This is a genomic window from Luteitalea sp. TBR-22 (genome assembly GCF_016865485.1).
In the GTDB taxonomy this organism is placed as follows: domain Bacteria; phylum Acidobacteriota; class Vicinamibacteria; order Vicinamibacterales; family Vicinamibacteraceae; genus Luteitalea.
In genome coordinates this window covers 948,016-974,357 of record NZ_AP024452.1, presented here as the reverse complement: position 1 = coordinate 974,357, position 26,342 = coordinate 948,016, and the positions used below count along the sequence as shown (strand labels likewise).

25 protein-coding genes are annotated in these 26,342 nt (G+C 71.5%); 8 read left to right on the top strand and 17 right to left on the bottom strand.

Features of this window, described 5'->3' with window-relative positions; genetic code table 11:
• Positions 1-6: 6 nt before the first annotated feature.
• The 7 genes from TBR22_RS04020 to TBR22_RS03990 are packed head-to-tail and all read right to left on the bottom strand — an operon-like array spanning position 7 to position 10,763.
• A complete protein-coding gene (locus tag TBR22_RS04020; protein ID WP_239491671.1) occupies positions 7-618 on the bottom strand; it encodes an acyltransferase in 612 nt (203 codons plus the stop codon).
• Positions 611-1,594 (bottom strand): glycosyltransferase, encoded by a 984-nt coding sequence (locus TBR22_RS04015; RefSeq protein WP_239491670.1) that lies wholly within the window; start codon positions 1,592-1,594, stop codon positions 611-613. The genes TBR22_RS04020 and TBR22_RS04015 overlap by 8 nt, the downstream gene beginning before the upstream one ends.
• Positions 1,591-3,531 carry a glycosyltransferase gene (locus tag TBR22_RS04010; protein WP_239491669.1) on the bottom strand — a complete coding sequence of 647 codons (1,941 nt, stop codon included), beginning with the start codon at positions 3,529-3,531 and terminating at the stop codon, positions 1,591-1,593. Before TBR22_RS04010 ends, TBR22_RS04015 begins: the two co-directional genes overlap by 4 nt.
• Entirely contained in the window at positions 3,528-5,090 is a 1,563-nt protein-coding gene (locus TBR22_RS04005) for a glycosyltransferase (RefSeq protein ID WP_239491668.1), read from the bottom strand. Before TBR22_RS04005 ends, TBR22_RS04010 begins: the two co-directional genes overlap by 4 nt.
• Complete coding sequence (locus tag TBR22_RS04000; protein ID WP_239491667.1) at positions 5,087-8,026, bottom strand: glycosyltransferase; 2,940 nt, start codon at positions 8,024-8,026, stop codon at positions 5,087-5,089. Before TBR22_RS04000 ends, TBR22_RS04005 begins: the two co-directional genes overlap by 4 nt.
• Positions 8,023-10,416, bottom strand: a complete 2,394-nt coding sequence (locus tag TBR22_RS03995; protein WP_239491666.1) for a glycosyltransferase — start codon at positions 10,414-10,416, stop codon at positions 8,023-8,025. Before TBR22_RS03995 ends, TBR22_RS04000 begins: the two co-directional genes overlap by 4 nt.
• Positions 10,416-10,763, bottom strand: a complete 348-nt coding sequence (locus tag TBR22_RS03990; protein ID WP_239491665.1) for a hypothetical protein — start codon at positions 10,761-10,763, stop codon at positions 10,416-10,418. Before TBR22_RS03990 ends, TBR22_RS03995 begins: the two co-directional genes overlap by 1 nt.
• Positions 10,764-10,871: 108 nt before the next feature.
• On the opposite strand from TBR22_RS03990, the gene TBR22_RS03985 reads away from it, so the two are divergent.
• Positions 10,872-11,459 (top strand): O-methyltransferase, encoded by a 588-nt coding sequence (locus tag TBR22_RS03985; RefSeq protein WP_239491664.1) that lies wholly within the window; start codon positions 10,872-10,874, stop codon positions 11,457-11,459.
• A gap of 25 nt (positions 11,460-11,484) precedes the next feature.
• Here the strand turns inward: TBR22_RS03985 and TBR22_RS03980 are convergent, their stop codons facing one another.
• The gene (locus TBR22_RS03980; protein ID WP_239491663.1) at positions 11,485-12,234 is read right to left on the bottom strand and encodes a ubiquinone/menaquinone biosynthesis methyltransferase; all 750 of its coding nucleotides are present in this window, start codon (positions 12,232-12,234) and stop codon (positions 11,485-11,487) included.
• A 28-nt stretch (positions 12,235-12,262) separates the two neighbouring features.
• Between TBR22_RS03980 and TBR22_RS03975 the strand changes: the two genes are divergently transcribed.
• Positions 12,263-12,928, top strand: coding sequence for a metal-dependent transcriptional regulator (locus TBR22_RS03975; protein ID WP_239491662.1), 666 nt, complete (start codon positions 12,263-12,265; stop codon positions 12,926-12,928).
• On the opposite strand, the gene TBR22_RS03970 is transcribed toward TBR22_RS03975, so the two are convergent.
• Complete coding sequence (locus TBR22_RS03970) at positions 12,922-13,587, bottom strand: HAD family hydrolase (RefSeq protein WP_239491661.1); 666 nt, start codon at positions 13,585-13,587, stop codon at positions 12,922-12,924. The genes TBR22_RS03975 and TBR22_RS03970 overlap by 7 nt on opposite strands.
• A gap of 24 nt (positions 13,588-13,611) precedes the next feature.
• Here TBR22_RS03970 and TBR22_RS03965 point away from each other — a divergent pair, with 24 nt between their 5' ends.
• Complete coding sequence (locus TBR22_RS03965; RefSeq protein ID WP_239491660.1) at positions 13,612-14,271, top strand: 7-cyano-7-deazaguanine synthase; 660 nt, start codon at positions 13,612-13,614, stop codon at positions 14,269-14,271.
• Between the two features lie 76 nt (positions 14,272-14,347).
• Here TBR22_RS03965 and TBR22_RS03960 read toward each other — a convergent pair whose 3' ends face one another.
• The 3 genes from TBR22_RS03960 to TBR22_RS03950 are packed head-to-tail and all read right to left on the bottom strand — an operon-like array spanning position 14,348 to position 16,981.
• Positions 14,348-15,313, bottom strand: coding sequence for a DUF4097 family beta strand repeat-containing protein (locus TBR22_RS03960; protein ID WP_239491659.1), 966 nt, complete (start codon positions 15,311-15,313; stop codon positions 14,348-14,350).
• Positions 15,314-15,368: 55 nt separating this feature from the next.
• On the bottom strand, positions 15,369-16,565 hold the full coding sequence (gene nagA / locus TBR22_RS03955; protein ID WP_239491658.1) for an N-acetylglucosamine-6-phosphate deacetylase: 1,197 nt from the start codon (positions 16,563-16,565) through the stop codon (positions 15,369-15,371).
• The gene (locus TBR22_RS03950) at positions 16,559-16,981 is read right to left on the bottom strand and encodes a DUF5615 family PIN-like protein (protein WP_239491657.1); all 423 of its coding nucleotides are present in this window, start codon (positions 16,979-16,981) and stop codon (positions 16,559-16,561) included. Before TBR22_RS03950 ends, nagA begins: the two co-directional genes overlap by 7 nt.
• A 242-nt stretch (positions 16,982-17,223) precedes the next feature.
• On the opposite strand from TBR22_RS03950, the gene TBR22_RS03945 reads away from it, so the two are divergent.
• Positions 17,224-17,643 (top strand): hypothetical protein, encoded by a 420-nt coding sequence (locus TBR22_RS03945; RefSeq protein ID WP_239491656.1) that lies wholly within the window; start codon positions 17,224-17,226, stop codon positions 17,641-17,643.
• Positions 17,644-17,683: 40 nt separating this feature from the next.
• Positions 17,684-18,406 (top strand): FAD-binding oxidoreductase, encoded by a 723-nt coding sequence (locus TBR22_RS03940; RefSeq protein ID WP_239491655.1) that lies wholly within the window; start codon positions 17,684-17,686, stop codon positions 18,404-18,406.
• A gap of 128 nt (positions 18,407-18,534) precedes the next feature.
• Here the strand turns inward: TBR22_RS03940 and TBR22_RS03935 are convergent, their stop codons facing one another.
• The 5 genes from TBR22_RS03935 to argR all read right to left on the bottom strand — a co-directional run bounded on the left by TBR22_RS03935 (position 18,535) and on the right by argR (position 23,125).
• Positions 18,535-19,311 (bottom strand): enoyl-ACP reductase, encoded by a 777-nt coding sequence (locus TBR22_RS03935; RefSeq protein ID WP_239491654.1) that lies wholly within the window; start codon positions 19,309-19,311, stop codon positions 18,535-18,537.
• A 72-nt stretch (positions 19,312-19,383) separates the two neighbouring features.
• Positions 19,384-20,082, bottom strand: coding sequence for a hypothetical protein (locus TBR22_RS03930; RefSeq protein WP_239491653.1), 699 nt, complete (start codon positions 20,080-20,082; stop codon positions 19,384-19,386).
• A gap of 84 nt (positions 20,083-20,166) precedes the next feature.
• Positions 20,167-21,546 carry an argininosuccinate lyase gene (argH, locus tag TBR22_RS03925; protein ID WP_239491652.1) on the bottom strand — a complete coding sequence of 460 codons (1,380 nt, stop codon included), beginning with the start codon at positions 21,544-21,546 and terminating at the stop codon, positions 20,167-20,169.
• Between the two features lie 49 nt (positions 21,547-21,595).
• Positions 21,596-22,624 carry an argininosuccinate synthase domain-containing protein gene (locus TBR22_RS03920; RefSeq protein ID WP_239491651.1) on the bottom strand — a complete coding sequence of 343 codons (1,029 nt, stop codon included), beginning with the start codon at positions 22,622-22,624 and terminating at the stop codon, positions 21,596-21,598.
• A 15-nt stretch (positions 22,625-22,639) separates the two neighbouring features.
• A complete protein-coding gene (gene argR, locus TBR22_RS03915; protein WP_239491650.1) occupies positions 22,640-23,125 on the bottom strand; it encodes an arginine repressor in 486 nt (161 codons plus the stop codon).
• Between the two features lie 118 nt (positions 23,126-23,243).
• Between argR and argC the strand changes: the two genes are divergently transcribed.
• The 3 genes from argC (at position 23,244) to TBR22_RS03900 (ending at position 26,342) form a co-directional block, all read left to right on the top strand.
• Positions 23,244-24,245: an N-acetyl-gamma-glutamyl-phosphate reductase gene (gene argC / locus TBR22_RS03910; protein WP_239491649.1), complete on the top strand. Its 1,002-nt coding sequence runs from the start codon at positions 23,244-23,246 to the stop codon at positions 24,243-24,245.
• A complete protein-coding gene (gene argB / locus TBR22_RS03905; RefSeq protein WP_239491648.1) occupies positions 24,242-25,030 on the top strand; it encodes an acetylglutamate kinase in 789 nt (262 codons plus the stop codon). The genes argC and argB overlap by 4 nt, the downstream gene beginning before the upstream one ends.
• A 100-nt stretch (positions 25,031-25,130) precedes the next feature.
• Entirely contained in the window at positions 25,131-26,342 is a 1,212-nt protein-coding gene (locus TBR22_RS03900; RefSeq protein WP_239491647.1) for an aspartate aminotransferase family protein, read from the top strand.

Below are 26,342 nucleotides of genomic sequence, written 5' to 3'. Positions count from 1 at the left end.
GCAGCCTCAGTAGTCGAGGCGCGTCACGTCTGCGCGCAGGAGGAGATCGTCGAGTCCGTCTTCCGGCAGCACGGCGGAGGCCTCCACCGTCCTCACCACGCGCGCCGGCACGCCGGCCACGAGACTGAACGGCGGGTACTCGCCCGGCATCACGACCGCACCGGCGCCGACGATGCAGCCTTCGCCCAGGTGGACGCCCTTCAGGACGAGGGCGCCGAGCCCGATCCAGCAGTAGTCGCCGATCACGATCTCCGCGGGTCGATCCTGGACACGCGTCCGCAGTCGCGCGTGTTCCAGCGCTGCGGAGTGCCCGTGCGCGTCGAGGATCTGCGCGCCTGCCGCGACCAGGCAGGCCTGCCCCAGGGTCACCGACGACCACGCATGGATGCAGCACCCGTGAAGCCGGCTGCGTGCGCCGATGGTGATCTGCGCGCCCGGCCGGTCGGCAATCAGCGTCACCGGGAACGGCATCGCACTGTGGTAGCCCTCCCACGAGGAGTTCAGCACGACGTCGTCGCCGCAGACGATACGGGCGCCAGGCACGCGACGGACTCGCGGCGTACCGCTGATGCGCACGCGTGCGCCCTGCTCGATGTCGGGAACCGGGTGGTCAGTCACGCACGTCGCTCCGGTGACCATCGCCAGGGCGATGCGCTCTGGCGTGCAGGGCCTGATCCATGTGGGCCGCGAGATCGGCAAGTCGCCGCGACAGCGAGTGGCGCTCGCGCACCAGCCGGCGACCGGCGTCCCGGATGGCCAGCCAGCGCGGGTGCGAGGGATCGTCGAGATAGGGCCGCGTCACGGCCGCAAAGGTATCGCGGGTGAAGGTCAGGCAGTGCACGCCATCGACGAAGCCGAGGCGCTCCAGGTCGTCGGTCTGCTGGGCGAAGACCAGGCAACCCGCCGCCGCGGCCTCGAAGTACTTGGGCGTGGTGAGCCGGTACGCGGGCGCCTCCGACCCGGCGACGATCACCGCATCGAACTCCTGCAGCCAGGCGAAGTAGTCCTCGTTCTCGTACACTGGGTTCTCCACCCCGCTCACCCGCGACGATGCCACGCCCGGCTGCGTGCGGCACCAGTTGCGCAGTTCATATGCCGGGTCATCCGCGGCTCCGAACACCGTCAGCGTGGAACTGCCTCGCCAGCGCAAGGGCGCGTCGGAGAACCAGCGGTCGGGCACGGTCCAGGGAAAGTGGATCAGCCGCGGGTGCAGGTCTGCGGCGAAGTGCCGAAGGGTGGGCGCCCAGTAGAGCGCCAGCACGTGGTCGATGCCCTGGTCGCGCACGTACTCCTGGCGCCACGCGCCCTGGTGAGGATCGCTCATCATCACGTACGCAGGCGGTGCACCGTGGCGACGCTGGCCGCGCCGCCAATCGAGCACCGGCGCCGCCCATCCCGGCTCCAGTGACACCAGCACGTCGACCTCGGGCGACCGCGCATCGAAGGTCGCCTGGTCGTGGATGATGCGCGTGTCGAACGCCCTGCAGAGTCCGCGGATCAGCGCCGGGGTCGTCGCCGCGACGCTGCGCTCCAGCAGAACGAACTCCGGATCGAGAATGAGCCCGAGCCTGAGGCGGGGGACGTCTGGCGTCATGCGGTGACCTCGTGGAGCAAGCGTCGCGCCGCGCCATGGTCGGGATACCAGGCCAGGCACTCGCGGGCGAGTTCAGCGGCCGCAGGCGCGTCGCCGCGCGCCTGCGCGAGCACTCCGAGATGGAAGCAGGCGCCGGCCCGGATCTCGCGAGGCACGTCGAGGGTGCGAGGCGTGTCCCTGACCGACTCGTACCGGGACCGCGCGGTCGCGTCGTCGCCACGTGCACGCGCGGCCCGCCCGAGGTGATAGTCCAGTTCGGCCAGCAACGTCGGCACCGTCGCCAGTCGGGCGCGTGCCCGCACCCCCAACGCCTCTGCATTGGCGGCGTCTCCCTGGCGCAGGCAGTGCCGCACCACGGGAAGGACGGTCGCCCCCAAAGCGCCCGCGACGCGCGTGTCGTCGCGGGGCCGATCGACATCCGGCTCCAGCCAGCGCACGAGGAAGGCGGCGGCGAGCGTCCACGGGTTCCAGTCGGTTCCGGGCCGGGGAGTCACGGTGCGCGCCACAGCCTTCAAGGCCGACGCCAGGGCCGCGGGTGTTTCGGGACGGGCCTGCACTGCAGTTGCCCACCAGGGCGGCCCGTCGGCAAGCCACGGCTCGTCGTCCTCGCCGTCGACGCGTGCCCCGGCAACGGCGCCGGCGGCCACGACAGGCCACCCGGTCGCCAGTTGCACGAGCGAGGCCTCCACATCGTCCCCGGGCCAGGCCACGACCTGCCACACGGCGTCCATCGCCATCAGGTGCTGTGCCCACTGCAGCGCCCGCTCGGCTCGGAGGGCGAGCCGCGGCTCACCGGCCGCCAGGGGAGCCGGCGGCGCAAGTGGCGCGTCGGGCCGAGTGGTCACCCCCGGGCGCCACAGCCAATTGGCGCCGGATACCAGCGTCACCGCACAGCCGTACGAGGAAAGCTGCTCCAGCCACGCCAGCCCGTCGTGAGGTGGCGGGCACACATCGGGAACGACGACCTGGACGCGCGGTGGCCGGGCATCGACGGGAGGGGTCTCGCGCGCGGTGATGCGTGGGATGTCGGCGCGCGAGGTCAGGCCGGCCCGGATACCGTCGACGAGCCCACGCCAGGCGTCGAGACGGAAGCGCAGCAACCCCATGGCGTCGAGCTCGCCACGACGACGGAGGTGCGGGCCCTCGGTGATGAAGTGCTTCCTGTGCTGCTGGGTCACTGCGCACCAGACACGTGCAGCGCGTGAGCCCGGCACGTGCCTCAGCACGAAGTACGCGTCACTGCGGGCGATGGGATAGCGATCGCGATGCCCTGCCGCGCCGTGTGCCGACGCGACCGGGTCGTGCCGCACCATCGCGTCGGTGGCGTGGGCCACCGAGTACCCGGCCGCGATCATGCGGAGGCAGATGTCCGCCTCGTCGAGGTAGTAGGCGTAGGCCTCATCGAAGCCGCCGACCCGTTCGAGGGCCTCTCGCGCGATGGCGCAGTTGCCCCCGGGCACCCGGCCGATCCACGGGCGGCCGTCGGGCGCCGGCACGGCACGATCGGCGCTCGTGAAGCACTGGAACCCGGAGACCGTGGTGGCGCCGCCGTCGAACTCCGCCCTGGTGGTGTCGCGATGCAACACTGCGCCGCCCACGGCACCGACGCCTGGCGCCGCCAACGGCGCGGTCAAGCGACACAGCCAGTCGTGCCGTACGGGCGCGGCGTCGTCGTCGATGAAGACGACGCAATGCCCGGCGCTGGCAGCGATGCCGACATTCCTCGCCGCGCTGACGTTGGCGCGCGTGCAGGGGACGACAAGCGCTCGCAGGTCCTGCTCGGCGAGCAGCGGCGCGACATCCGGGGCGCCGGGGCCGCAGACCACGACCAGCTCGAAGGGCATCGACTGGTACGCCAGCGTCGACAGGAGTCGATGCAGCGGCCCGCGGCGGTCGCCGTGCGTGAGAACAACGACCGAGATCTCCGGGCGGATCACCGGGCGTGCCCCAATCGTGCTGCGGACACGCGCGCCGCCCACGCCTGCTCTGCCGCGACACCAAGTTCGATTGCGCGCGGCAGCAAGCCGGGATCGACGCCCGCGCCATCGACGACGCACGCCGCGCAGAGCAGCCAGGTGGCCAGCGGCAGGTCGAGGCGCCATGCCCGCCCCGCCGCGGAGAAGAGGAAGTCGCCGGGCGGTTCTCCGGCGACGGCTGCGCGCCACGGTGAGCCAGGGGCGCGTGCCGCGTGGTCGTAGGCATCCACGCGGAGCTGCTCGAACGTGTCGAGCCCCAGCCAGGCCTGGTCGCGTGCGCGATCGAGAAGCGACCGTACGTCGGCGTCGGTGGCCATCCGTGCCTCGACCAGTCGCGACAGGCACGCGGCGTCGGGTCGTGCGTCCATGGCCGCCTCCAGCATCGGGATCGCGCCACCGAGGTCACCAGCCGCGATCAGGCGGCGGGCGAGCACATCGGCGGCGGCCCGCGGCCCCGCCACGTCCACCAGCGCCTCGATGCCCTCGGTGACTGCGGTCTCGTCGCTCGCCTCCACGGCGGCGGTCACCCATTCCCCGGCCATCAGGTGCTGGTCGTCGGGACTGGCGGCCTCGCGCCAGTCCTGCTCCCGGAGGACGGCGAGTGCTCGCTGTGAATCGCCGGCCTGTCTCCACAAGCGCGCCTCGAACGCCGCGGCCCTCGCGCGGAATGCCGCCCACCCGGGCTCCGCGTCACGGCCGTCCTCGGGAAGCGGATCGTCCACGAGTCCCCATCCGACCGGGTTGCGCACCAACGGCGCTGGCTCGCTCGCCCGCGCCTGCTGCCAGGCCATCGCTCGATAGGTCGCGGCGCGCGCCTGCGGATGATCGTCGCGCAATGTCGGGTGCCACTGATGCACCACGCCAGCGCCCTCGGCGTAGACGCGCTCCAGCCCGAGTCGGCGCAGTCGACCCAGCAGGTCCGAGTCCTCCCAGCCCCAGTGCGTGAAGCGCTCGTCATAGCCGCGCAGATGGCGCAGCACCGCGGTCTCACAGAGGAAGGCACCGTGCAGGCCGTGCACCCCATCGGGACTGTGGACCATGTTCTGCCGTGCGTGGGCCGCGGCGCGATAGTCGGCCACCGTTGCCTCGGCGGTGCGGCCCCGCAGCTCGTACCACGCCGATCGCGTCAGCGGCTGGTACCGCGACACCGAGCAGAACACGCCAGGGCGCCAGGCGGCCACGCACGCGCTGATGACGTCGGTGACGAAGACGATGTCGGGATCGGACTGCAGCAGCAACGGCCAACGAGCCAGGCGGATTCCTGCGTTACGGGCGACGGCGTTGTTGCGTGGCGCCCCTGGCGGGCGTACCCGCAGGTAGCGCACGTCCAGGCCTCGGGCGCGCCACCAGTCGCACACCGCCTCGCAATGGTCGGCGCCGCCGTCGTCGGTCACGAGCACCTCGACGGGAAACGCGAACGGCCGCCAGGAGGCCACCGCGCGCATCCACACGTCGAGGTACGAACCGCGGTTGTACGACGGCACGACGATGGAGACGCCGAGATCGGCGTGCCCGGTCACGACACTCCCCCTGCGCTCCGCTGGGCCTCCGCCTGCAGCAGGGCCGTGGCACGAGCATGCGCCGGGTTGAGGTCCAGACAGCGCCTGAGCGCCGTTCTCGCCTCGCGATCGTCCTGGCGGGCGAGCGCCAGATCGCCGAGGTGGAACCACGCCGCTGCCTGCACGTCGCTGGGCAATCGTTCGAAGCCGCGGGTCGCCACCAGTCGCCGCAGGTCCCGCTCCGCCTGGACGGACAGGCCGGCGCGCTTGCAGGCCGAGGCCAGGTGGTACCGAGCGAGGAGCCGCTCGCTCTCCGGGGCCGTCGGTCGTTCACTGGCGGTCAACAAGGCCGCCATCGCCGCGCCGGTTCGCCCCTCGCGCAAAGAACTGAGCGCCTCATCCAGCGTGGAGTGAGCCTGCGAGGACTCGCCCTCGGCGGCCCGGTTGACGTCCTCACCGAGGTGCGCGAGGAGCCGGCGCCGGGCGGCCAACTGCGCGAGGTCCTCGTCGCGCACGTGGGGAGCATGCTCGAGCGCATCGGTCAGGAGGCGAGACGCGCGATCAACGATGCCCCTTTCCACGCAGCGGTCGATCGCCATCAGGTACAGCGCTGCCGACGGCAGCTGCCCCAACGCGGCACGTACCAATTGTTCGCGCTCCTCCACTCCCCCGTCGAAGCTCGCGCCCCCTCGGAGGGTAGCCACGAGCTCGGCAGGCGCACCCGCGCCCTCGATCATGTCGATCACCGCGCGGACGCGCCCCTGGGGCGGATCGCCGTCCACGCTCGGCGCGCGGAGGACGGTCTCGTAGACGGCAACGAGCCGCGCCGCCATGTGGACGTGCGTGCCGCCTTGCCTGACGTGCTCGCGGGCGCGCTCGGCGAGCCCGGCGCGCCGTCGCCCGTCCTGCATCAATGCGGCGAGGGTCTCTCGCAGCGCATCGCGGTCGCCCGGGGGCACGAGTTCACCGGTCTCCCCGTGGGCCACCACCTCGGGAATTCCGCCCGCGGTCGTGGCCACCACCGGGACGCCGAACTGCATCGCCTCGAGGTACGTCAACCCGAACGACTCGAAGTGGCTGGGCACGACGTAGATCGCGGCGGCCCGATACAGATCCCACAGTCGCGGGTCGTCGACACGCCCGTGAAAGGTCACGCGGTCGAACCAGGGCGCCGTCGCATGAGCCGAGACGAATGCCTCCCGCAAGGTACGCCCGTCCTCCATGCGGCGCGTATCGTCGCCGGCGATGTCGCAGGACCAGTCGCCGAACCTGGCGAGCAGGTCGGGCAGGACGGCCAGCAGATCGTCGAGGCCCTTGCGGCGCACGTGTGTACCGACGAAGAGCAGTCGATGACCCGTCACGTGGCCGCGCGCGCCACCCAGGCGGGGCACGATACCGAGGCCGCACACGCGCACGGTAGTCGCCGATGCCGCATCGAGCAGATCGGTGGCGAGGTAGCGAGACACCAGGCCGCGGGTCGGCGCGCACAGCGCCGCCGCCGCGCGCATCTGCGCCCGGTCGAGCCACACGCCTGCCTCCAGGTCGGCGTTCATCGTCCACCGCTCGTTGACGATCACCTCGGCGAGCGAGGTCACCAGCATCATCACCACCGGCACGCGTCCGTCGATCAGCGCACCGATCCCTTCGAAGTTCCAGTTGGTGGCGTGCACGACGTCGAGCCGTCGACCTCCCTGCTCCAGTGCCCGCAGCCGATCGGCGACCGCCGAGGCGTAGACCAGGTTGGCATCCAGGATCGGCTGCGCCGGCAGCAGGTGCGACGGCATGTCGCTCCGGGCGATGCCATGGACCGTGAAGCCGAGTCGATGGTAGCGACGCGGCGTGGGGCTCTCGCCGATCACGTGCACGTCGTGGCCGAGGGCGTGCAGGCCCTCGGCCAGATCGAAGGTGTACCGAGCGGGGCCCTCGCACGGCCCGTCGCACGCCAACTGGCGCGCGAGCAACGCCACCGACAGCCGGCGCGCCGGCGCAGGCCGAGCCAATTCCTCGAGGGGCGGTGGGTCGCCCGCGGAAGCGGCCGTCAGCCGCGAACGCAGGGACGCGTCGGCCAGGCCCGCGACGACGCCCGCCGCCAGCAACCACATGAAGCGCCGGTACTCGGCCGCCGTGACTCGACCGGCGCGGCGGGCCTCCCGGACTTCGAGGACGTAGTGCCGTCTCGCCAGCAACCGGATCAGGCGCCACGCGCGCACGATCCACGGCGCCGCCGCATTCCGCATCACAGCGTACGCGTCGTCGTGCGCGACGATGCGGGTTCGCTCGATCAGGTGACGATGAACCGTTGGCGCTGGATAGTGCCGGACCACGGCCTGGTCGACCGACACGAACTCCCAGCCAGCGCGAGCCAGCCGCACGCACACGTCGCACTCGTCGCCGTAATACGTGATGCGTGCGTCGAATCCCCCGATGGCCGACAGGGGCGCGCGCCTGAAGGCCATGTTGGTGCCCATCGCGCGCCTGAACCACCGCGCCGACGTCGGCAGGGGATCGGTCGGCGCCGCCACGAAGACGTGCTCGCCCCACTCGGACACGCAGCCGTTGCGGAACTGCCACACGTCACCGTCCTGCAGCAACACGGGGCCACCGGCTGCGGCAACCCGCGCATTGCGGGCGAAGGGCGCCACGAGGTGATCGAGCCACTCGGTCGTCGCCGGAATGGCATCGTCGTCGATGAACACGACAACGTCGCCACTGGCCTGGGCAAGACCCAGGTTGCGCGAGGCGCACATGTTGGCGACCGGCGAGTGCACCACCTTCACCCGGTCGGCCCACGCCCGTACCAGCTCGGGCGTGTCGTCGGTGCTGGGGCCGGCCACGACGATGACCTCGAACCTCGGGTACGTGAGGTGGGTCAGGGACGGAAGCAGCCGGGCCAGGTGGACCGCACGATTCCGCGTAGCCACGATGATCGAAGCCGAGAGGTTGGCCGGCGTCGTCACCGGACCGCTTCTCCTTTCGGGCCCTGCTCGCCGGTCATGGCGGGCAGTCGGTCGCTCATCACCATGCCGTCGCCGAGGATGCCCTCCTCGAGGAACAGCACCAGCGCGCGGAGGCGGGCGACCAGCGCCGCCTCAGAGAACCGTGCGACGTTCTCGTATTGAGCGGCGACGACCGCCTCCCGCCGTGCGGCGTCGTCGGTCAGCGACGCGATCGCCGCGGCCGCCGCGGCGGCAGACCATGACTCCAGCAGGATCCCCGACCGCCCGAGCGTCTCCGGGACGGCGGCCCGCGCGGCCGCGATCACCGGCACACCGAAGGCCATGGCCTCTGCCAAAGGAATCCCGAACCCTTCGTGCTCGGACGCCGAGACGTAAGCGTCGGACAACCGGTAGCACGCCCGCAGGGTCGCGTCCGACACGCTGCCGAGCAGGTCGACCTCGAGGTGCCGGGTCGCGCGGGCTGTCGCGTGGATGGCCCTGACCATCGGGCTCGCCTCGCCGCTGCCGGCCAGCAACAGTCGGACCGGGCGGTCGCCCTCCCGTGCGAGAACGGCTGCTGCCTCGCAGACGAGGTCCTGCCGCTTGTTGGGCGCGAGGCGGCCCGTGAAGCACAGCACGAGTTCGCCGCGCCGCGCCTTGCGGGCACGCTGCTCGGCCAGCCAGGGTTCGTCCACCGGCGCCGACAAAAGCTGCGCGCGATCGACGAGTGGGTACAGGCAGGTCGTCGGGCGCGGCGTCGCCAGTCGTGAGGCGAGTGCCTCGACGTCGAACCACGAGTCGCCACTGAGGACGTCGGCGCGCCGGGCAAGCCGCGCCAACTGCGCCAGGCCGCGGGTCGTCATCTCGAAGGCAGGCGAGGACGGCGGGAAGTACTCCGGCGGCGTGATGTTGTGGTAGTGCACGACGACGCGCGCCGTGGTGCGCTCGATCAGCCCCATCAGCCGCGTGTAGCCGTAGACGTGCAGCATGAGGGTGTCGGAGGGCTCGAACCTGGTGGCACTGACGCGGCCGGTCAGGGCGGCAAGCTCGGGCTGGACGAACACCGTCTGGATGGCCGACACGCCACCGAGGGGCGCCAGCAGCCTTGCCTGGGACCGGATGATGTGTCCGACGCCATCCGGCTCCTGCAGGGCCTCGGTCACCTGGAAGATGCGACCCGTGCGACGCGGGGCCCGAGTCGGCGAACGCGGCGCGACGCGCGACGCGCGTTCGTAGGCCTCCAGGGTGCGGACCGCCATCGCGCGGGCCGTGAACATGCCGGCAAATCGTTGCCGGGCGCGCTCGCCCATCTCCGCCCGTGCGGCGGAGTCCGACGCCAGAGCGGCCACCTCGCCGATCAGGCCGTCCCAGTCGCCCGGCGCGGCGAGCCGCGCCACGTCAGGGGACAGCACCTCCATGGCGCTGCCACCGCCAAAGGCAACGGTGGCAAGCCCAGCGCGCATCGCCTCGACCAGCACCAGTCCGAACGACTCGTAGTGGGCCGCGTGCAGCAGCAGGTCGGCCCCCGCATAGGCCTGCCATAGCGCTGCGTCGGGCAGGACCCCGGCGAACGTGACGCGGTCCAGCAGCTGCGGATGCGCGTGCGCGAACGCCTCGGCGTAGGTGTGGCCGGTGGCCTTCTGGAAGCCGTCACTGCGGCTGTTGTCGGCGCCGACGAAGGTCACGTGGAGGCGCGCGTCGAGGGCGAGCAGGCGTGGGAGATGCTCGAGGAGCTCACGCGTGCCTTTGCGTTGCTCGAGCCTGCCCACGACGAGCACCCGCACGCGCCCAGGGTCTCCACCACGTGTCGGCGTGGATGCGCAGGCCTGGTCGGGCAGTTCCGGAAGGCCCGGCCAGGCGACGTGCACGCGCGCGGGGTCACGCCATTGGTAGAGCCGCGCCAGGTCGTCGACGATCGCGCGTGAATCGCCGAGCACGACTGTCGCGCGGTCGAGGACGAGTCGGTCGAGCTCGGCCAGCACGTCTTCGTGGGCGCGAGCCGGTCGCGCCTGGAGGTCGACCAGGTGACGCACGGTGGTCTGCAGCCAGGCGACGACGGGCGCGGGACTCCGCGCCGCGATGGCCGCCCCCTGTGCCATCCAGAGCGGGACGTCGACGACGTCGAATGGACGTCGGGAGTGCTCGCGTTCCACGAGTTCCCAGAGAAGTTGCGCGTCGGTCAGTGGCCGGTCGAGGACGGGAAGATCGGGATACCACGGGTTGGCGTAGCGGCTCCGGTGTCCGACGTGATGCGGCACCCGCGTCGCCGTCGCCGAGGGCGCCTCGGCGATGCAGAACGCGTGCACGTCATGACCGAGTGCAAGGAGGGCGTCACCGAGCGCCTGTCGCTGGCGCGCGATGCCGTCAGCCGCCAGCAGCGGCGGGCTGGCGGACACGAGGGCGATCCGCATCAGTCCGGCCCTTTGTCCACGCCGGCCGAGGCCTCGAGCCTGGCGGCCAGGGCGTCGAGCACGTCCGACGCCGCTGTCCACTCCGCCACGTGAAGAGACTGGCTGGACGCCAGTGTGCGAACCAGTTCCCCAAGGGTTCCGTCGACCAGGGCGGCGATGTCCGGAGGCAGGAGTCCATCGGCGTCGACCAGCCGGGCGGCTGCGGCCGCGATCCGTGAGCGAGCCGGCAACTGCGCCAGCGTCGCGGGCTCGGGTTCGAGGCCCGGGTCGGGGCGGTCGAGCAAGCGCCGGCCATCGAGGTGCTCCTCGAGGCGGGCCACGAACGCTCCAGCGACGCTCGGCGTCATGCGAGTTGCCCGGTAGCGGAGGCGGGCCGCGGTCCCATGCCCCGATTATCGGCCCACGGCGTTGTGCCCGTTACCCGGGGCACTGCGGAGGCGTATCCTGCGCCTGGCATGCCCGACTTCGCAGCCCTCGACACCCCAGCCCAGATGACCTTCCGGGAGCGGCTGCTCCTGTACGCCTTCGCGGTCGCGCGGCGACCCGCGCGCGTACTCGAGATCGGCACGTGCGAAGGCGGGTCGGCGCTCATCCTCCGGCGCGCGCTCGGCGCGGAGCCCTTGATCGTCTGCATCGACCCCGCACCGCGCTGGTCCGAGGAGACGCGGCGCGAGTTGGGCGCCCGCACGCAACTGCTGACCACCAGATCTCCCGGGGCGATCGCGGCCGCAGCAACAATCGCCGGCGGGCCATTCGACCTCGTGCTCGTCGATGGGGACCACACCACCGAGGGCGTGGCCGCCGACCTGCACGGAGTCGTGCCGCACCTGGCGGCCGGCGCTCACCTGCTCCTGCACGACGCCCACTACTGGCGGGTGCGGGACGGGATCGACCGCGTGCTCGGCGAGGTGCCATCGCTTCGCGACGCCGGGCTCTTGTCGACCGAGCAGACGATCGCGGACCGACACGAAGAGGGGCACCCGGTGATCTGGGGCGGGCTGCGACTCCTCTATCACCACGACACCAGCCCGGGACTGCCGTGAGCCCCACACCCGCGGCGTCTGCGTCCTACCGCGCCACCTGCCCGCCGTTGATGGCCATCAAGCCCCCCATCAACGGCCACCAGCCGACGCGCGAGAACCCCTCCTCGCGCATCAGCACGGCGACGCCCGCCGCGCCCGGATAGCGCTCGAGGCTCTCCGGAATGTAGCGGTACGTGTCCGGGTCGTCGTGCAGCCACTGCCCCACCGCCCCGCCGACCACGCGCAGGTAGGCCAGGTACGCCGTGCGCACGACCGGCTGCGGCGGCAGCGTGAAGTCCAGCGAGAGGAACCGGCCGCCCGGCGCGAGCACGCGGCGAATCTCGCGCAGTGACGCGCGCAGATCGGGCACGTTGCGCAGGCCGTAGCCCGCCGTGACGATGCGCTGCGAGGCGTCGGGGACCGGCAGCGCCAGCATGTCGCCACACACCCAGTGGATGCCGCGCAGCGCCGGCTTGCCCGCCGCCAGCGTGAGCATGCGGTGCGTGAGGTCGAGGCCGGTCACCGAGGCGCCGGCGTCGCGCAACCGCGCCGCGATGTCACCCGTACCGCAGGCGAGGTCGAGCGCCGGCTCGCCCGCCTGCACCGCGGCCATGTGCACCAGCACGTCCTTCCAGGCCGCATCGCGACCGTACGACAGCCACACGGTGATGTCGTCGTAGCGCGGGGCGATCTCGTGGAACAGCTCGCGCACGTACCGCGCCTTGCCCTCGGGCGTGGACAGGGCCTCGCTGAGCGGCCCGCGTGGCCTTTGCGGCACTCCCGGCATTTCCGGCATCGCGGCATTACCATAATGCAGACCGCCCATGCTGCCCTCGAGCACCGTCGAGAACTACCTCAAGGCCATCTACTCCGCGCAACGCGCCATCGGCCAGGGCGCGCTCGTCCCGATGGGACAGCTCGCCGCCGCGCTCGACGTCGTGCCGGGCACCGCCACGACGATGGTCAAGGCGCTGGCCGAGTCGGGCCTGGTCCGCTACGAACCGTACGCGGGCGTCCGGCTGACGCCGGCCGGCGACAAGCTGGCGGCGCTCGTGCTGCGGCGACACCGGCTGGTCGAGTTGTTCCTCGTGCAGGTGATGGGCATGAGCTGGGCCGAGGTCCATGACGAGGCCGAGCACCTCGAGCACGCCGTGTCGGATCGGCTGATCCAGCGCATGGACGAGATGCTGGGGTTCCCCACCGCCGACCCGCACGGCGACCCGATCCCCAACGCCGACGGCGGCGTGCACGAGCGTGCGTATCACACGTTGCTCGAGTGCCCGCTCGGCCAACCGGTGCGCGTCGCGCGCGTCGCCGACCAGGACGCCGATTTCCTCCGGTTCATCGAGCAGAGTGCCCTGATGCCGGGCGAGGCCATCGTCGTCGTCGCCCGCGATGCCGCCGCCGACAGTGTCGCCATCGAGGGCCGCGACGCCCGCCGCATCGTCATCGGCGCGCGCGCCGCGTCGAAGGTCCTCGTCGATCAGTAACGAGCCACGGGCACGCGGTCGAGGAGTTCCGTGACGGCGTCGATCGTGAAGCGCGCCCGCGCGCGGTGCTCCGGGCCGACCGCCGGGTACCCGAAGCCGAAGGCCGCCAGGCACGCGTCGACGCCGGCAGCGATGGCCGTCTCGACGTCGACCCACGAATCGCCGATCATCAGCGTCTCGGACGCCGGGACGCCGGCCCGGGCAATCAGCGCCTGCAGGGCGCCCGGTGCGGGTTTCCGGCCGTAGGGCGAGTCACCGCCGATGGCCGCGTCGACATGCGCGGCGAGCCCGAGCGCGGCGAGGATGGCCTCGGTCGGGCGTTGCGGCTTGTTGGTGAGCACCGACACCCGCGCGTGGGCGTGCAGTCGCGCCAGCACCTCCGGCACGTCCGGGTACGGCACGGTGTTCGCGGTGAGGCGCGCGTCGTAGGCGTCGAGGAAGCGCGGCAGCGCCTGGTCGGGATCGGCGTCGACGGCCGCGCGCGCCAGGGCGCGGGCGACCAACGTGCGGGCGCCCTCGCCGACCATCGCGACGACGTCGGCAACGGGCAGGGCGGCGGCGCCGTAACTGGCCAGCATCGCGTTGGCCGCATCGGCGAGGTCCTGGCGGGAATCGATCAGCGTCCCATCGAGGTCAAAGACGACGTGTCTGTAGATCACGAATTCACCCTGCATGCCGAGCGCGTGGCGGTCCTGTGCTCGGGCGGCCTCGACAGCGTGGTGCTGGCAGCCGACCTGGCGACGACGGCCTTCGTCCACCCCATTTACGTGACCTCGGGCCTGGCGTGGGAACGCGAGGAACAGGCCATGCTCGAGCGGGCGTTGGCCGCCTTCCCCGACCGCTCCCATCTGGCGCCGCTGCACGTGCTGAAGGCTTCCGTGCGCGACGTGTACGCCTCGACGCACTGGGCACTGACCGGCACGCCACCGGCCTACGATACCCCTGACGAGGACGTGTACCTCGTGGGCCGCAACGTGGTGCTGCTCGGCAAGGCGGCCGTGTACTGCGCGATCCAGAAGATCTCGCGCATCGCGCTCGGACCGCTGGCCGGCAACCCGTTCCCCGACGCCACGCCCGAATTCTACGCGGCGATGGCCCACGCGCTCTCCCTCGGCCTCGCACACCGGATCGCCATCGAGACGCCCTATCGCCACCTGCACAAGGCCGACGTGATCCGCCGCGGCCAGCAGGTCGGCGCGCCGATGAACCTCACGATGTCGTGCATGAACCCGGTGGGCGGCGTGCACTGCGGGGCCTGCAGCAAGTGCCGCGAGCGCCACGACGCCTTCGTGGAGGCCATCGGGAAGGACCCGACGATTTACGCGCTGTCCAGGAAGGCGTAGTCCATGGCTCAGGGCTCAGGGCTCAGGGCTCATGAAAGGCGAAGGCCGAAGGCCCAAGGCCCAAGGCCGAGCCGTCCTAGCGTGGCGATTCTGGGGCGACGGGCGGGGCCGGCGGGGCCGGGGGCGCCGGAGGCGGTGGGACGAACGAACGCTTCAGGGTGATCGAGCCATCGCCGGTGCGGATGCGGAGCCGCCCCTGACCGTTGCCGAGCACGGCCTGCAGCCGGCGGCCCTCGCCCTCCTGCTCGATCGGCAGGTCCGGGAAGCCGTTCAGGGAGATGCGGCCGTCGCTCGTGCGGGCATCGAGGCTGGCATCGAGCACGTCGGGCAGCGCGAGCACGACACCGCCGTCGCCGGTCTCGATCTGCCAGTCGCCATTGACGACGCTGCCGTCGGCCGCGCGGACGGTGATGGTGCCGTCGCCGCTGCTGGCCCGCAGCCCGCCGCGGAGGCGGCCGCTCACGAGCACGCTGCCGTCGCGCGTGCTGACCGTGCAGCGCCCGTCGACGTCCTCCATCTGCACCGCGCCGTCGCCGCTGTCGGCCACGATCTCGCCGCCGACCTCGCGCATCACGATACGGCCGTCCCTGGTGCGCGCGTCGATGACTCCACGGACGCGCTCCACGTGCACCGCCCCATCGCCGCTGCGGATCCGCACCTCGCTGTCCACGGGCACGCTGGCGACCACGCGCGCCGTGCGACTGATGCCGCCGCCGCGCAGTTGCCATCCGTCCTGCTCGGGCGCGGTCGCCTCCACCGCGATGCGCCGGCCCTGCTGGCTCATCTTGACGTCGATGCCCTCGAGCAGCGCCCGCGACGAGGCGCGGGAATCGACCTGCACCAGCACTTCGTCGCGGTCCCAGGCCTGCACCTCGATGGTGCCGTCGAAGGTCGCGAGATCGATGGTGGGCCGCCCCTCGACGCGGAACCGCTGCTCCTTGCGCGCCGAGAAGCCCCCCGAATCGACGTGCACCACACAGCCGGCCAGCAAGGGCAGGAGGCCGCCGAGGGCGAAGAAGGGGAGAGCGCGGGAGCGTCGCATCGTTGTCACATGTAGACGGAATGCCCGAAAGCCGGGTTCAACGGCGCGTTCCACGCTATCGATTGGCAGGATCATCGGCGAACACCACGGCGCCGCCGACCAGCGTCTGGCGCACCCGCCACCCGGCGTCGAGCACCACCAGGTCGGCGAGCAACCCCTCCGCGATCCGGCCGCGATCGCTCAGTCCGTGCGCCCTGGCGGGCACCGTCGCGGTCATCAGTGCCGCCTCGACGGGGGTGAGGCCAATCATCCCGACCAGGTTGGCAAAGACGCGGTCCATCGTCAGCCGACTGCCCGCCAGCGTCCCATCGTCGAGGAAGCAGGCCTGCTCACGTACCGTCACGCCACGCCCGCCGAGTTCGAAGCGCTCACCGACTGCCAGCCCTGCACCGGCCAACCCGTCGGTGATGGCCATCACCCGCTCGGGTCGCTTCGCCCGGATGGCGGCACGCATCGTCACGGGATGGACATGGAAGCCGTCGCTCACCAGTTCCACGTCGACGCGGTCGTCGTCGAGCACCGCGCCGACCAGGCCGGGCGCCCGGTGGGTGAAGGCCGGCATCCTGTTGAACAGGTGCGTCGCCTGCCGTGCACCCGCGTCGATGCCTGCCTGCGCCTCCTCGAGCGTGGCGCCGGAGTGTCCGAGCGACACGCGGTGTCCCTGGCCCACCAGGCTGCGAATCAGGGCGAGCGCCGCGGGCAGTTCGGGGGCCAGCGTCAGCTTGCCGATGGCACGACGATGCCGCTCGATGACCCCGAGGATGTCCTGCGCCGTGAAGTCGGTGGCGGTGCCCGGCGTCGCCGCGTCGGCGGGTGCCCCCGGCGGCAGGCACAGTTGCGCCAGTGGTTGCGCCCCGCGATAGTCGGGCGCCATGAAGTTGCTCTCGAGATGCGCCGGCAGGACCCGGGCCGACTCGGCGGCGGGCGCGTCCATCGCGGCCTCGATGGCCATGGCGAGCATCTCGAGGCGATCGGGCGGACAGGCGAACGTCGTCGGCGTGAACGACGTGCAGCCGAACCGCGGCAGGTGTGCCGCAATCGCCGCGACGCTCCCCGGCGCGGCGAGCGTGTCGTGGCCGAGGACGCCATGGACGTGCACGTCGATGAAGCCGGGGACGATCCACTGCCCGGCGAAGGCACCGGCCTCCGCGCCGGGGCCGACGTCGACGACACGGTCGCCGTCGATGACGACGCGCCCGGGCGAGAGGATGCGGTCGGGAAGGACTACGTGGGCGCCGTCGAGGATCAGCATGAGGAACGGGCGGTCCAGCCCGGGTGCAGGCTCAGTGTGCGGCCGACCAGGGGGCGATCGGCAGGCCGCTCACGCAGAAATGTATCGACCTGGGCGAGGAGCGTCCGCAGGCCTCGTTCGTCCGGCGCGCTCAACACGATGGTGCCCGGGCCGTCGGAGGGCGGGAATCGCCGGTGATCCAGAAAGTCGTGGTCGAGCGTGACCAGGGTGCGGTGCAGGTCCCGGGCCCGCAGGAAGTGCGCCAGGTCGGTGGCGCGCCGCCACTCGGGTTCCTCTATCACGTGCAGCACGTCCCAGCCGAGCCTGTCGCGCATGAAGCCGACCAGGGGCGCCGGCACGTTGGCGTCGGCGTAGATGAGCGGGCCACGCGCCTTCGCGGCGCGGAGCGGGCCGAGTTCGGAGAACAAGGTGCCCATCGAGGGTCACTGTAACGCACCGGGCACCGGGCACCGGGCACCGGGCACCGGGCGCTGGATGCCGGGCACGGGGTTCCGGGCACCGGGCACCCGACAACGAGCACCGGGCGCTGGGCTTCGTGTTCCGGGCGCCGGCTTCCAGCCACCGGGCTCCAGGTCCTGGCCCGAACGCCTGGCCGACGTCGGCATTGCCGGCGTTCCCGACATCGCGGCATAACGGCATTCTGCGATACGCTGCGGCTGTGCTGACGGCAACGGGGATTGCGGGCCTCCTGCTGGCGGGCGTGGCGGTGCTCGTGCTCGCCGCGGCGATCCTGATCTGGTTCAAGGGGCGGCCCTTCGCGGCCGGTCACGTGTTCCGCGCCAGCCGGCTGAGTCGAGGCAACCGCCTGCTGCCGGTGCAGGTGCTCATCACCCCGACCAGCGTGGTGCGCTACACCCCGGAGTGGTTCGGCAAGCTCGAACACTCGGTGCACATGGCCCACGTGGCGTCGGTGCGCATCGACACCAACATGTTCTTCTCCGACGTCTTCATCGAGACGACCGGCGGCGTGAACCCGATTCACTGCGCCGGGCATCGGAAGAGGGACGCGGTGCGCATGAAGGCGCTCATCGAGGAGTACCAGACAGGGTACTACCGGCAACAGGAACGGACCTCCTGACCGCGCGTCACACGCACACGCCCCCGGATTCGCGACTCCCGTGCCCGACGCCCTGACCCTCGTCGTCCGCAGCCTGACGGCGCCCACGCCGACCACCCGGCGACTCGTGCTCGCCCTCGACGGCGTGCCCTTCACCTACCAGGCGGGACAGGCGGCGTCGATCGGGCTGCACGGCCAGCGTGAACGACGCCCGTATTCCATCGCCTCGGCCCCCGCCGACACCGCGACCGACGACCGGATCGAGTTCCTGCTGCGCGCCGGCCCGTCGGGCAGCCTGGGGCGGCACCTCGATGCCGTGCGCGACGGCGCGCGTGTGGACTTCGAGGGCCCGTACGGCTCGTTCCTCCTGCCGGACGACCTGCCGCCGACGGCACCGCTGCTGTTCATCGCGGGCGGCACGGGACTGGCCCCTCTGCGATCGCTGGCGCGCGAGGCTCGGGCGCGGGGCCACCAGGGCCCGCGTCACCTGCTGTACTCGGTGCGGGATGCCGACGATGTCGCGTACCGCGAGGAACTGGCGTCGTGGGAGGCCGACCACGGCGGGGACGCCGTGGTCACCGTGACGCGGCGCCCCGGCGAGGGCTGGGCGGGCCACCGGGGACGGATCGGCCTGTCGTTGTTGCGCCGATTCGCGGGGCCGCCAGCGCCGCTCTGCTTCCTGTGCGGGCCGCCGGGGATGGTCGACGACCTCACGCACCAACTGTCACAGCTGGGCGTGCCCGCCGATCACGTGCGCACGGAGCAATGGACTCCGAGTGCCTGAGGTGCCAATTTCGAAATTCGAAAGTTGAAATTCTCGCGGGGCACGGCTTCGCCGTCGCCCCTCGGGATGTGTCGAGCGGCAAGGCCGACAGGCCCGCCGCCGATCAATTTCAAATCTCGAATTTCGAATTACATCCCCATCGGCCGGTAGCCGCCGTCGACGTAGATCACCTCGCCGCTCACGCCCTTGCCCCAGTCCGAGAGCAGGAACATGGCGGCGCCGGCGACGTCCGATCCGTCGATGTTGCGCTTCAGCGCGGCGCGCTCGCGATAGACCTGCAGGATGCCCGAGAAGCCGGAGACGCCCGAGGCGGCCAGGGTCTTCACGGGGCCGGCCGAGATGGTGTTGACGCGGATGTCCTGCGCGCCGAGCTCGCTGGCCAGGTACCGCACCGACGACTCGAGCGCCGCCTTGGCCACGCCCATCACGTTGTAGTTCGGGAACGCCCGATCGGCGCCCAGGTACGACAGGGTGATGATGCTGCCGCCGCCCTTCCTGGCCAGCAGCGGCGCGGCGCCACGCGCCATGGCGATGAGCGAGTAGGCGCTGATGTCGAGGGCGATCCGGAAGGCCTCGCGCGAGGTCTCGAGGAACGGCGCGGAGAGCGCCTCGCGCGGGGCGAAGGCGGCGCCGTGCACCACGAAGTCGAGCCCGTGCACCTGCCCGTCGAGGGCGGAGAAGAGCGCCGCGATGTCCTCGTCACGGCTCACGTCGCACGGGAGCAGGATGGGCGCCGTCTTGAGCAGCGGCACCAGTTCCTCGACGTTCTCCTTCAGTCGCTCGTTCTGGTACGTGAGCACGAGCCTGGCACCGGCCGCATCGGCCTGCTGCGCGATGGCCCAGGCGAGCGAACGCTTGTTGGCGACACCGACGATGAGGCCGGTTCGTCCCGACAGATCGGACATGCGTAGCGTCCCCGCGCGACGAACGGTCACATCGCGCTTACGGAATGGCCGGCCAGGCGGCCGGCGGCGGCCTCAACGGCCGCGGCGATGGTTCGGTCGGCCCTTGCCGGGCTGCCCGCCCTGCCCCTGCGGGCCCTTGCCCGAGGGATGACCGTTGGCGTAGGGCGAGTAGCCGCCCCAGCTGACGTTGCCGTTGCCGGCCGCCGCAGGACGCGGACGGCCGCGTCGCCCCTGCGGGCCGCGCGCGACGTTCCACAGCGTGAAGTCGGTCGGCTTGCGCTCGGGCACCTGCCCCTCGATCTTCGGCAGGGTGGCGCGAATCAGCGTGTGCCGGTGCACCGGCTCCTCGCGCCGAGGCTCGCCCGGCGCGGGCGCGTCCTCGGGGTCGGGGTCGGGCGGCGCGGCCGACAGGGCCGGCGCTGGCGCGATCGCGACGGGCGCGGGCACCACGACCGGCGGCGCCACCCGAGGCGGCGGCGCGATCGGCGCCAGCTCGGCGTCTGGCCCGGGCACCGGTGCGACACCGGCCTCCCCGTCGCGACCCGTGATGTTGTCGAGCACCGTCTTGTACAGGGCCGCCTGCGGTTCCGCCTTCTTGCGGCGGGCTGGCACCTTGCCCTGCTTGTAGACGTGTTCGGTATCGCAGGTCGAGCACCGGGTGGTGCGGACCTCGTCGCCGACCAGCGCGACGATCACATGATTGGTAAGGCGTTTCTCGCGCGGACAGTAGTCGTCCAGCGTCTCACCCAGCCGAAGCCGGCGCTCTTGCATCAACAGCTCCCGGAAGTACGTCCCAGGCGGGTCGGGATCTCCGCGACAGACCCAACGGAAAGGAGGTCACCGGATACTAGCACATCATCCGCGCGACTCAAGCCATTCCCGCATCTGGTCCAGTCGCGCCGCCACCGCGCCTGGCGCGGTGCTCTGCGGCGTCCGCCGTGCCCCGATCGAGGCCAGGGGCGTGATCGCCGCCACCACATCGTCGGCAAACAGCGGCGAGAAGCGCCGCCACTCGTCAGGAGTGAGTGACTCGATCGTTCGTCCTTCTTCCAGCAAGGTCCGCACCATGCCGCCGACAAGCTCGTGGGCATCGCGGAATGGCAGGCCCTTGCGCACCAGGTAGTCGGCCACGTCGGTGGCGAGCATGAAGCCTCCTGCTGCACGCTGCGTCACGTCGCGACGCACCCGCAGCGTCCGCACGACCGCCTCGCACGACATGAGGCTCCCCGCGACGGTGTCCTCGGTGTCGAACACCGCCTCCTTGTCTTCCTGCAGGTCCTTGTTGTACCCGCTGGGCAGGCCCTTCATCGAGACCAGCCAGCCCGTGTGGCGACCGATGACCCGCCCCGTCTTTCCACGTACGAGTTCCATGGGGTCGGGGTTCTTCTTCTGGGGCATCAGGCTGCTGCCGGTGGTCACCGAATCGTCGAGCTCGAAGAAACCGAACTCCTCGGAGCCGTAGATGATCACATCCTCGGCCAGACGGCTGATGTGAACCATCACCAGCGAGCAGGCGTGCAGGAAGCTCGACACGAAGTCACGGTCGGCCACCGCGTCCATGCTGTTGAGCACCACGCGCGAGAACCCGAGGCGCTCGCGCAGGAACTCCACGTCGATCGGGAAGGAGTTGCCGGCGATTGCGCCGGAACCCAGCGGGAGCGCGTCGGTTTCGGCGTACACGGCATCGAGGCGCTCGCAGGCGCGGCGGAAGGCCGAGGCGTGCGCCAGCCAGTAGTGCGCCTCGAGCACGGGCTGGGCCCGGCGCAGGTGGGTGTAGGCCGGCAGCGGCGCGTCGCCGGCCGCCGCTGCCCGGGCACACAGGGCATCGACCAGCGAGCACAGCCGCGCCTGCTGCGCGCGAATCGCGCGGCGAAGGTAGAGGCGCAGGTCGAGCGCGACCTGCTCGTTGCGCGAGCGCCCGGTGTGCAGCCGCTTGCCCGTGGCGCCGACCCGGGCCACCAGCTGTCGCTCGACGAACGAGTGGACGTCCTCGTCCTCACCCGACACGAACGCCGGGTCGGCGGCCGCCGCCTCCCGCAGATCGGTGAGCGCGCGGTCGAGCGCCTGCTGCTCGTCGGCCGACAGCACGCCGGCCTTCAGCAGCGCCTCCGACCAGGCGCGACTGCCCTCCACGTCGTCCTCGAACAGGCGGCGATCGAAGGCAAACGAGGCACCGAACGCGAACACGCCCTGATCAGGGGCACTCGCGAAACGACCAGACCAAAGGGTGGACATGTGTAATTTGAAACTCGAAATTTGAAATTACAGGGGGGACGCGAGCGCGCTAGCCGCGCTCGCGCCCCACGACCTGCACCCCGCCCTTGTACAACCGCAGCAGGATGGTGGCGGTGGCGTCCTTCAGCGCTCGGTCGGCCAGCGCGTCGATCGAGGCGCGCGTCAGGCCGTGCCAGTCGCCGGTTCTCAGCAGGTCCACGTAACTCTCGGCGAGCCTGCGACGCAGCGTCCGCAGCGACCACGGGAGCGTGAGGGCCTCGAGCTCCCGGAAGGCGACCTGGAGCACGGTCGCCGCCGGGGCTTCGGCCACCTCGCGCCGCACGCCATCGCCCTCGGGCACCAGCACGTCGACGCGGCCCACGCCGTGCGCGGCGGCGATGGTATCAAGGCTGCTGAGCAGTTCCACGAGCGGCATGGCGACCCCGTTGACGCGACGCGGTGTGCCGCCCTCGAAGTGGAGGTCGAGCGTGGCAGGCGCCTCCGGACCACGCGTCGCGGCGCGGGTCTGGCTGAAGAGCGCCTCGGCGACGGGCGCCGCCAGGTCGCCCGCGGTGGCGAGCGAGCGGCCCCAGAGCGTGGCGCGCGCCGCTGGAACGCCCTCGACGTCGGCCTGCAGCTGCGCCATCGCGGCAGCCCTGGCCTCGGCCGGCATCGTCTCGACGCTCGGATACACCGGGATGCGCGAGGTGGCGCCCAGCAGCCGTGCCATGCGCGCCGCCGCCTGACCCGACCCGCCGTGCGCGAGCGCATCGGCCTGCTCCATCGCCGCCACGGTGGCCACCTGCGCCGCGACGCACGGCAACGCCAGGACGGCCGCATGCGGATCGCCGTCGAAGCCGACCGCGCCGGCCCGCAGCGCCGGCAACACCATGTCGTGTGCGAAGGTCTCGCGGGCGTCGAGCACGTGGGCACGGACCGCACCGGCCTCGAGCGCGCGCTCACGCACCGCCAGCAGGCTGTCGCCCTGCCCCACGTCCACCGTCACGGTGACCACCTCGGCCTCGCGGGCCAGCCAGGGAATCGCGCAGAGCGTCCCGGCATCGCCGGCATGGGCGAGCACCACCCGTGGTTGCGTCATCGTGTCGTCGTGTCCTTACCGGGCAAGGGCCGGCATGCGAGCCGTGGCGCCGGTCCGCCACGCGTCGAGGCGCGCCACGAGTGCCTCGGCGGCGCGGGCATCGCGGCAGATGACCAGGATGGTGTCGTCGCCGGCCACCGTGCCGAGCACCTCGGGGACCGGGGCACGGTCGATGGCGATGGCCAGCAGGGCGGCCTGCCCCGAGTCGGTGCGCAGCACGACGAGCTGCTCGGAGCGATCCGAGCGCTTGAGGAACTCGGTCGTGGTGCGCTGCAGGTTCGCCAGGGCATCGGCCGGCCACGACACGACCCCGGCGGCGAGACGCTGGTAGGCGCCGTCACTGGCCCGCTTGACGACCCCGAGTTCCTTGAGGTCGCGCGACAGCGTCGCCTGCGTCACGTCGACCCCGCGGTCGTGCAGGCGCTGCCGCAGCATCTCCTGGCTCGAGATGCTCTCCCGTTCGATGACGTCCAGAATGACGCCGTGTCTCGTGCCTTTCATCTTTATGCAGGCGTATGCATCCTAGCAGGAGACCGCAGGCACGCAAAGCACCAAAGATTTCCCTTGCGCTCGGGAGGGGCTGTCTGCATACTTGGCGTTCTTTCGCATAAGTATTCAGATGACAGACGGACAGCAACGCATCGGGGTCGGGGTCGTGGGCGCCACGGGTTATGGCGGCCAGGAACTGGTCCGGCTCCTCGCCCGGCATCCCCGGGCCCTCCTCAAGGCCGCGCTCGGCTCGAGCCAGACCGAGCAGCCGCGCCGCCTGCCGGCGCTGGCGCGCATCTGGGACGGTGAGATCACCGGCTACTCCCCCGAGGCTCTCGCGGGCTGCGACGTCGTGTTCCTGAGCACGCCCGAAGCGTTTGCTGCCACCAGTGCCGCAGAGTTGCTGGCGCGCGGCCACCGGGTCATCGACCTGTCGGGGGCGTTCCGCCTCAAGGACCCAGCCCTGCGTGGGAAGTTCTACCCTGCCACGCCCGACCCGCTGCCCGACGGCACCCTCTACAGCCTGCCCGAGTTCGATGGCCCCGCCGTGCCAGCGGCCCGTCTGGTGTCGTGCCCGGGGTGTTACCCGACCGCTGCCCTGCTGTCGCTGCTGCCCCTGACCAGGGCCGGGCTGCTGCAGGGCGACGTCATCGTCGATGCCAAGTCCGGCATCTCGGGCGCCGGCAAGGGCGCCAGCGAACGCACGCACTTCTCGGAGAACCACGGCAGCGTCGCCGCGTACAGCCTCTTCGGGCACCGCCACACGCCCGAGATGGAGCAGGCGCTCGGGCTGCCGGTGACGTTCACACCGCACCTGGTGCCGCTCGACCGCGGCATCCTGTCGACGACCTACGCGCGGCTGAAGCCCGGCGTCACCGCCGCGCAGGTCGCCGACACGATGCGCGCCGCCTACGCGCACGCCTTCTTCGTGCGGCTCACCGGGGATCGCCTGCCCGAGATCAAGCACGTCGCGCACACGAACTTCTGCGACATCGGCTGGAAGGTCGACGAGGCCACCGGACGCCTGATCGTGGTCGCGGTGCTCGACAACCTGCTCAAGGGCGCCGCGGGACAGGCGCTCCAGCAGTTCAACCTGCTCCACGGCTTCCCGGAGGCGGAGGGCCTGCTGTGACGCCGCGGCCGGTGCTGGTGAAGTTCGGCGGCGAACTCGTCGAGAGCGAGGAGCGGCTCGCGGCCGTCGGCGAGGCGCTCGTGGCGCAGGCCGCCGCGGGTCCGCTCGTCGTCGTGCATGGGGGTGGCCGCGAGATCGACGCAGAACTGGCGCGGCGCGGGGTCGCCAAGCAGGCCGTCGACGGGTTGCGCATCACCGACGCGCCGACGCTCGAGGCCGTCGTCGCGGTGCTCGGCGGGACGATCAACACGCGCCTGGTGGCGCACCTCGTGTCGGTCGGCGTGAAGGCCGTCGGCCTCTCCGGCGTGGATGCGGGACTGGCGCGGTCGACGCGCGCCGCCGCGCACGTGACGGCGGCCGGGACCTCGGTCGACCTCGGGCTGGTGGGCGAGCCCGAGGCAGGCGCCGATCTCGGGCTCGTGCGGCACCTGCTCGACGGCGGCTACGTGCCGGTGATCGCCAGCCTCGGCATCTCCGAGAGCGACGGCGTGCTGAACGTCAACGCCGACACGCTGGCCGCGCACGTGGCGGCCGGTATCGGCGCCCGGGAACTGCTGCTGACGGGCGGCACCGCCGGCGTCCTCGACGGTCACGGTCAGACGATCCCCACGCTCACGCCCGCGGAAGCCGAGGCGCTGATGCAGGACGGCACGGCGTCGGCCGGCATGATCGCGAAGCTGCGGGCGGCCCTGGCTGCAAAGGCGCGCGGCGTCGCCGCAGTCGCGATCGTCGAAGGCAGGACGGCCGCCGCAATCGCGGAACGCCGCGGCACACGGATCGCGTAACGCAATTGCAGAATTGCAAGATTGCAGAATTTCGTTCGGGTCGCCACGCGCGGTCGAGGAATTCTGAAATTCTGAAATCGTGAAATCGAAGGAGCCCCCGATGTCCACCGCCACCGAACCGACCGCCACGACCATCCAGGCCGTCGAGGCCGCGCACGTGCTGCAGACCTACAAGCGTCAGCCGGTCGTGTTCGTGCGTGGGGAGGGCGTCTGGCTCGTCGCCGACGATGGAAAGCGGTACCTGGACCTGCTGTCGGGCATCGGCGTCAACGTGCTCGGACACGCGCACCCGGCGATGGTGGAGGCGGTGCGCGATCAGGTGGGCACGCTGGTCCACACGTCGAACCTGTTCTTCCACCCGTTCCAGGGTCCGCTCGCCGAGAAGCTCACGAAGGCGTCCGGCCTCGAGCGCGCCTTCTTCTGCAACAGCGGCGCGGAAGCGGTCGAGGGTTGCCTGAAGTTCGCCCGCCGCTTCTGGTACACGGCCGGCAAGCCGCGCAAGCAGTTCATCGCCTTCGAGCGCGGGTTCTCCGGACGCACGATGGGTGCGCTGTCGACGACCTGGGACGCGCACTACCGCGACCCCTTCGGTCCGCTGGTGCCCGAGGTGCGGTTCGTGTCCAACGAGGATCCGGACGACCTGCTCTCGGCCGTCAGTGACGACACGGCCGCCATCATCGCCGAGCCGATCCAGGGCGAGGGCGGCGTCCGGCCGCTGCCGCCGCAGATCGTCGCGGCGATCAACAAGGCCTGCGGCGCCACTGGCGCGCTCTACATCGCCGACGAGGTGCAGTCGGGCCTCGGGCGCACGGGCCACATGTTCCACTTCGAGGCCATCGGGCTCTGCCCCGACCTGATCTCGGTGGGCAAGGCGCTCGGTGGCGGGTTCCCGATCGGGGCCGTGCTGGTGTCGTCGCGCGTGGCGGCGTCGATCAGCGCGGGCGATCACGGCACGACCTACGGCGGCAACCCGCTCGGCTGCCGCACGGCGCTCGCGGTGCTCGAGACGCTGGAGGGCGGGCTGCTCGATCACGTGCGCCGCGTCGGACCGGTCTTCGCCAGCGGGCTCGAGGCCCTGAAGGCGAGGCACCCGATGGTCGTCGAGGTGCGCGGCGCCGGCCTGATGCAGGGCCTCGTCCTCGACCGCGACGCGGCGCCGGTGGTGCCCGCGGCGCTCGAGCGTGGCCTGATCGTGAACCGGACTGCCGAGCGCGTGGTGCGCATGCTGCCGCCCTACGTGATCACCGAGGCCGAGATTGCGGAGGCCCTGGCGCGGCTCGATGCTGCGCTCACGGCCGTGGAAGGAGCCTGA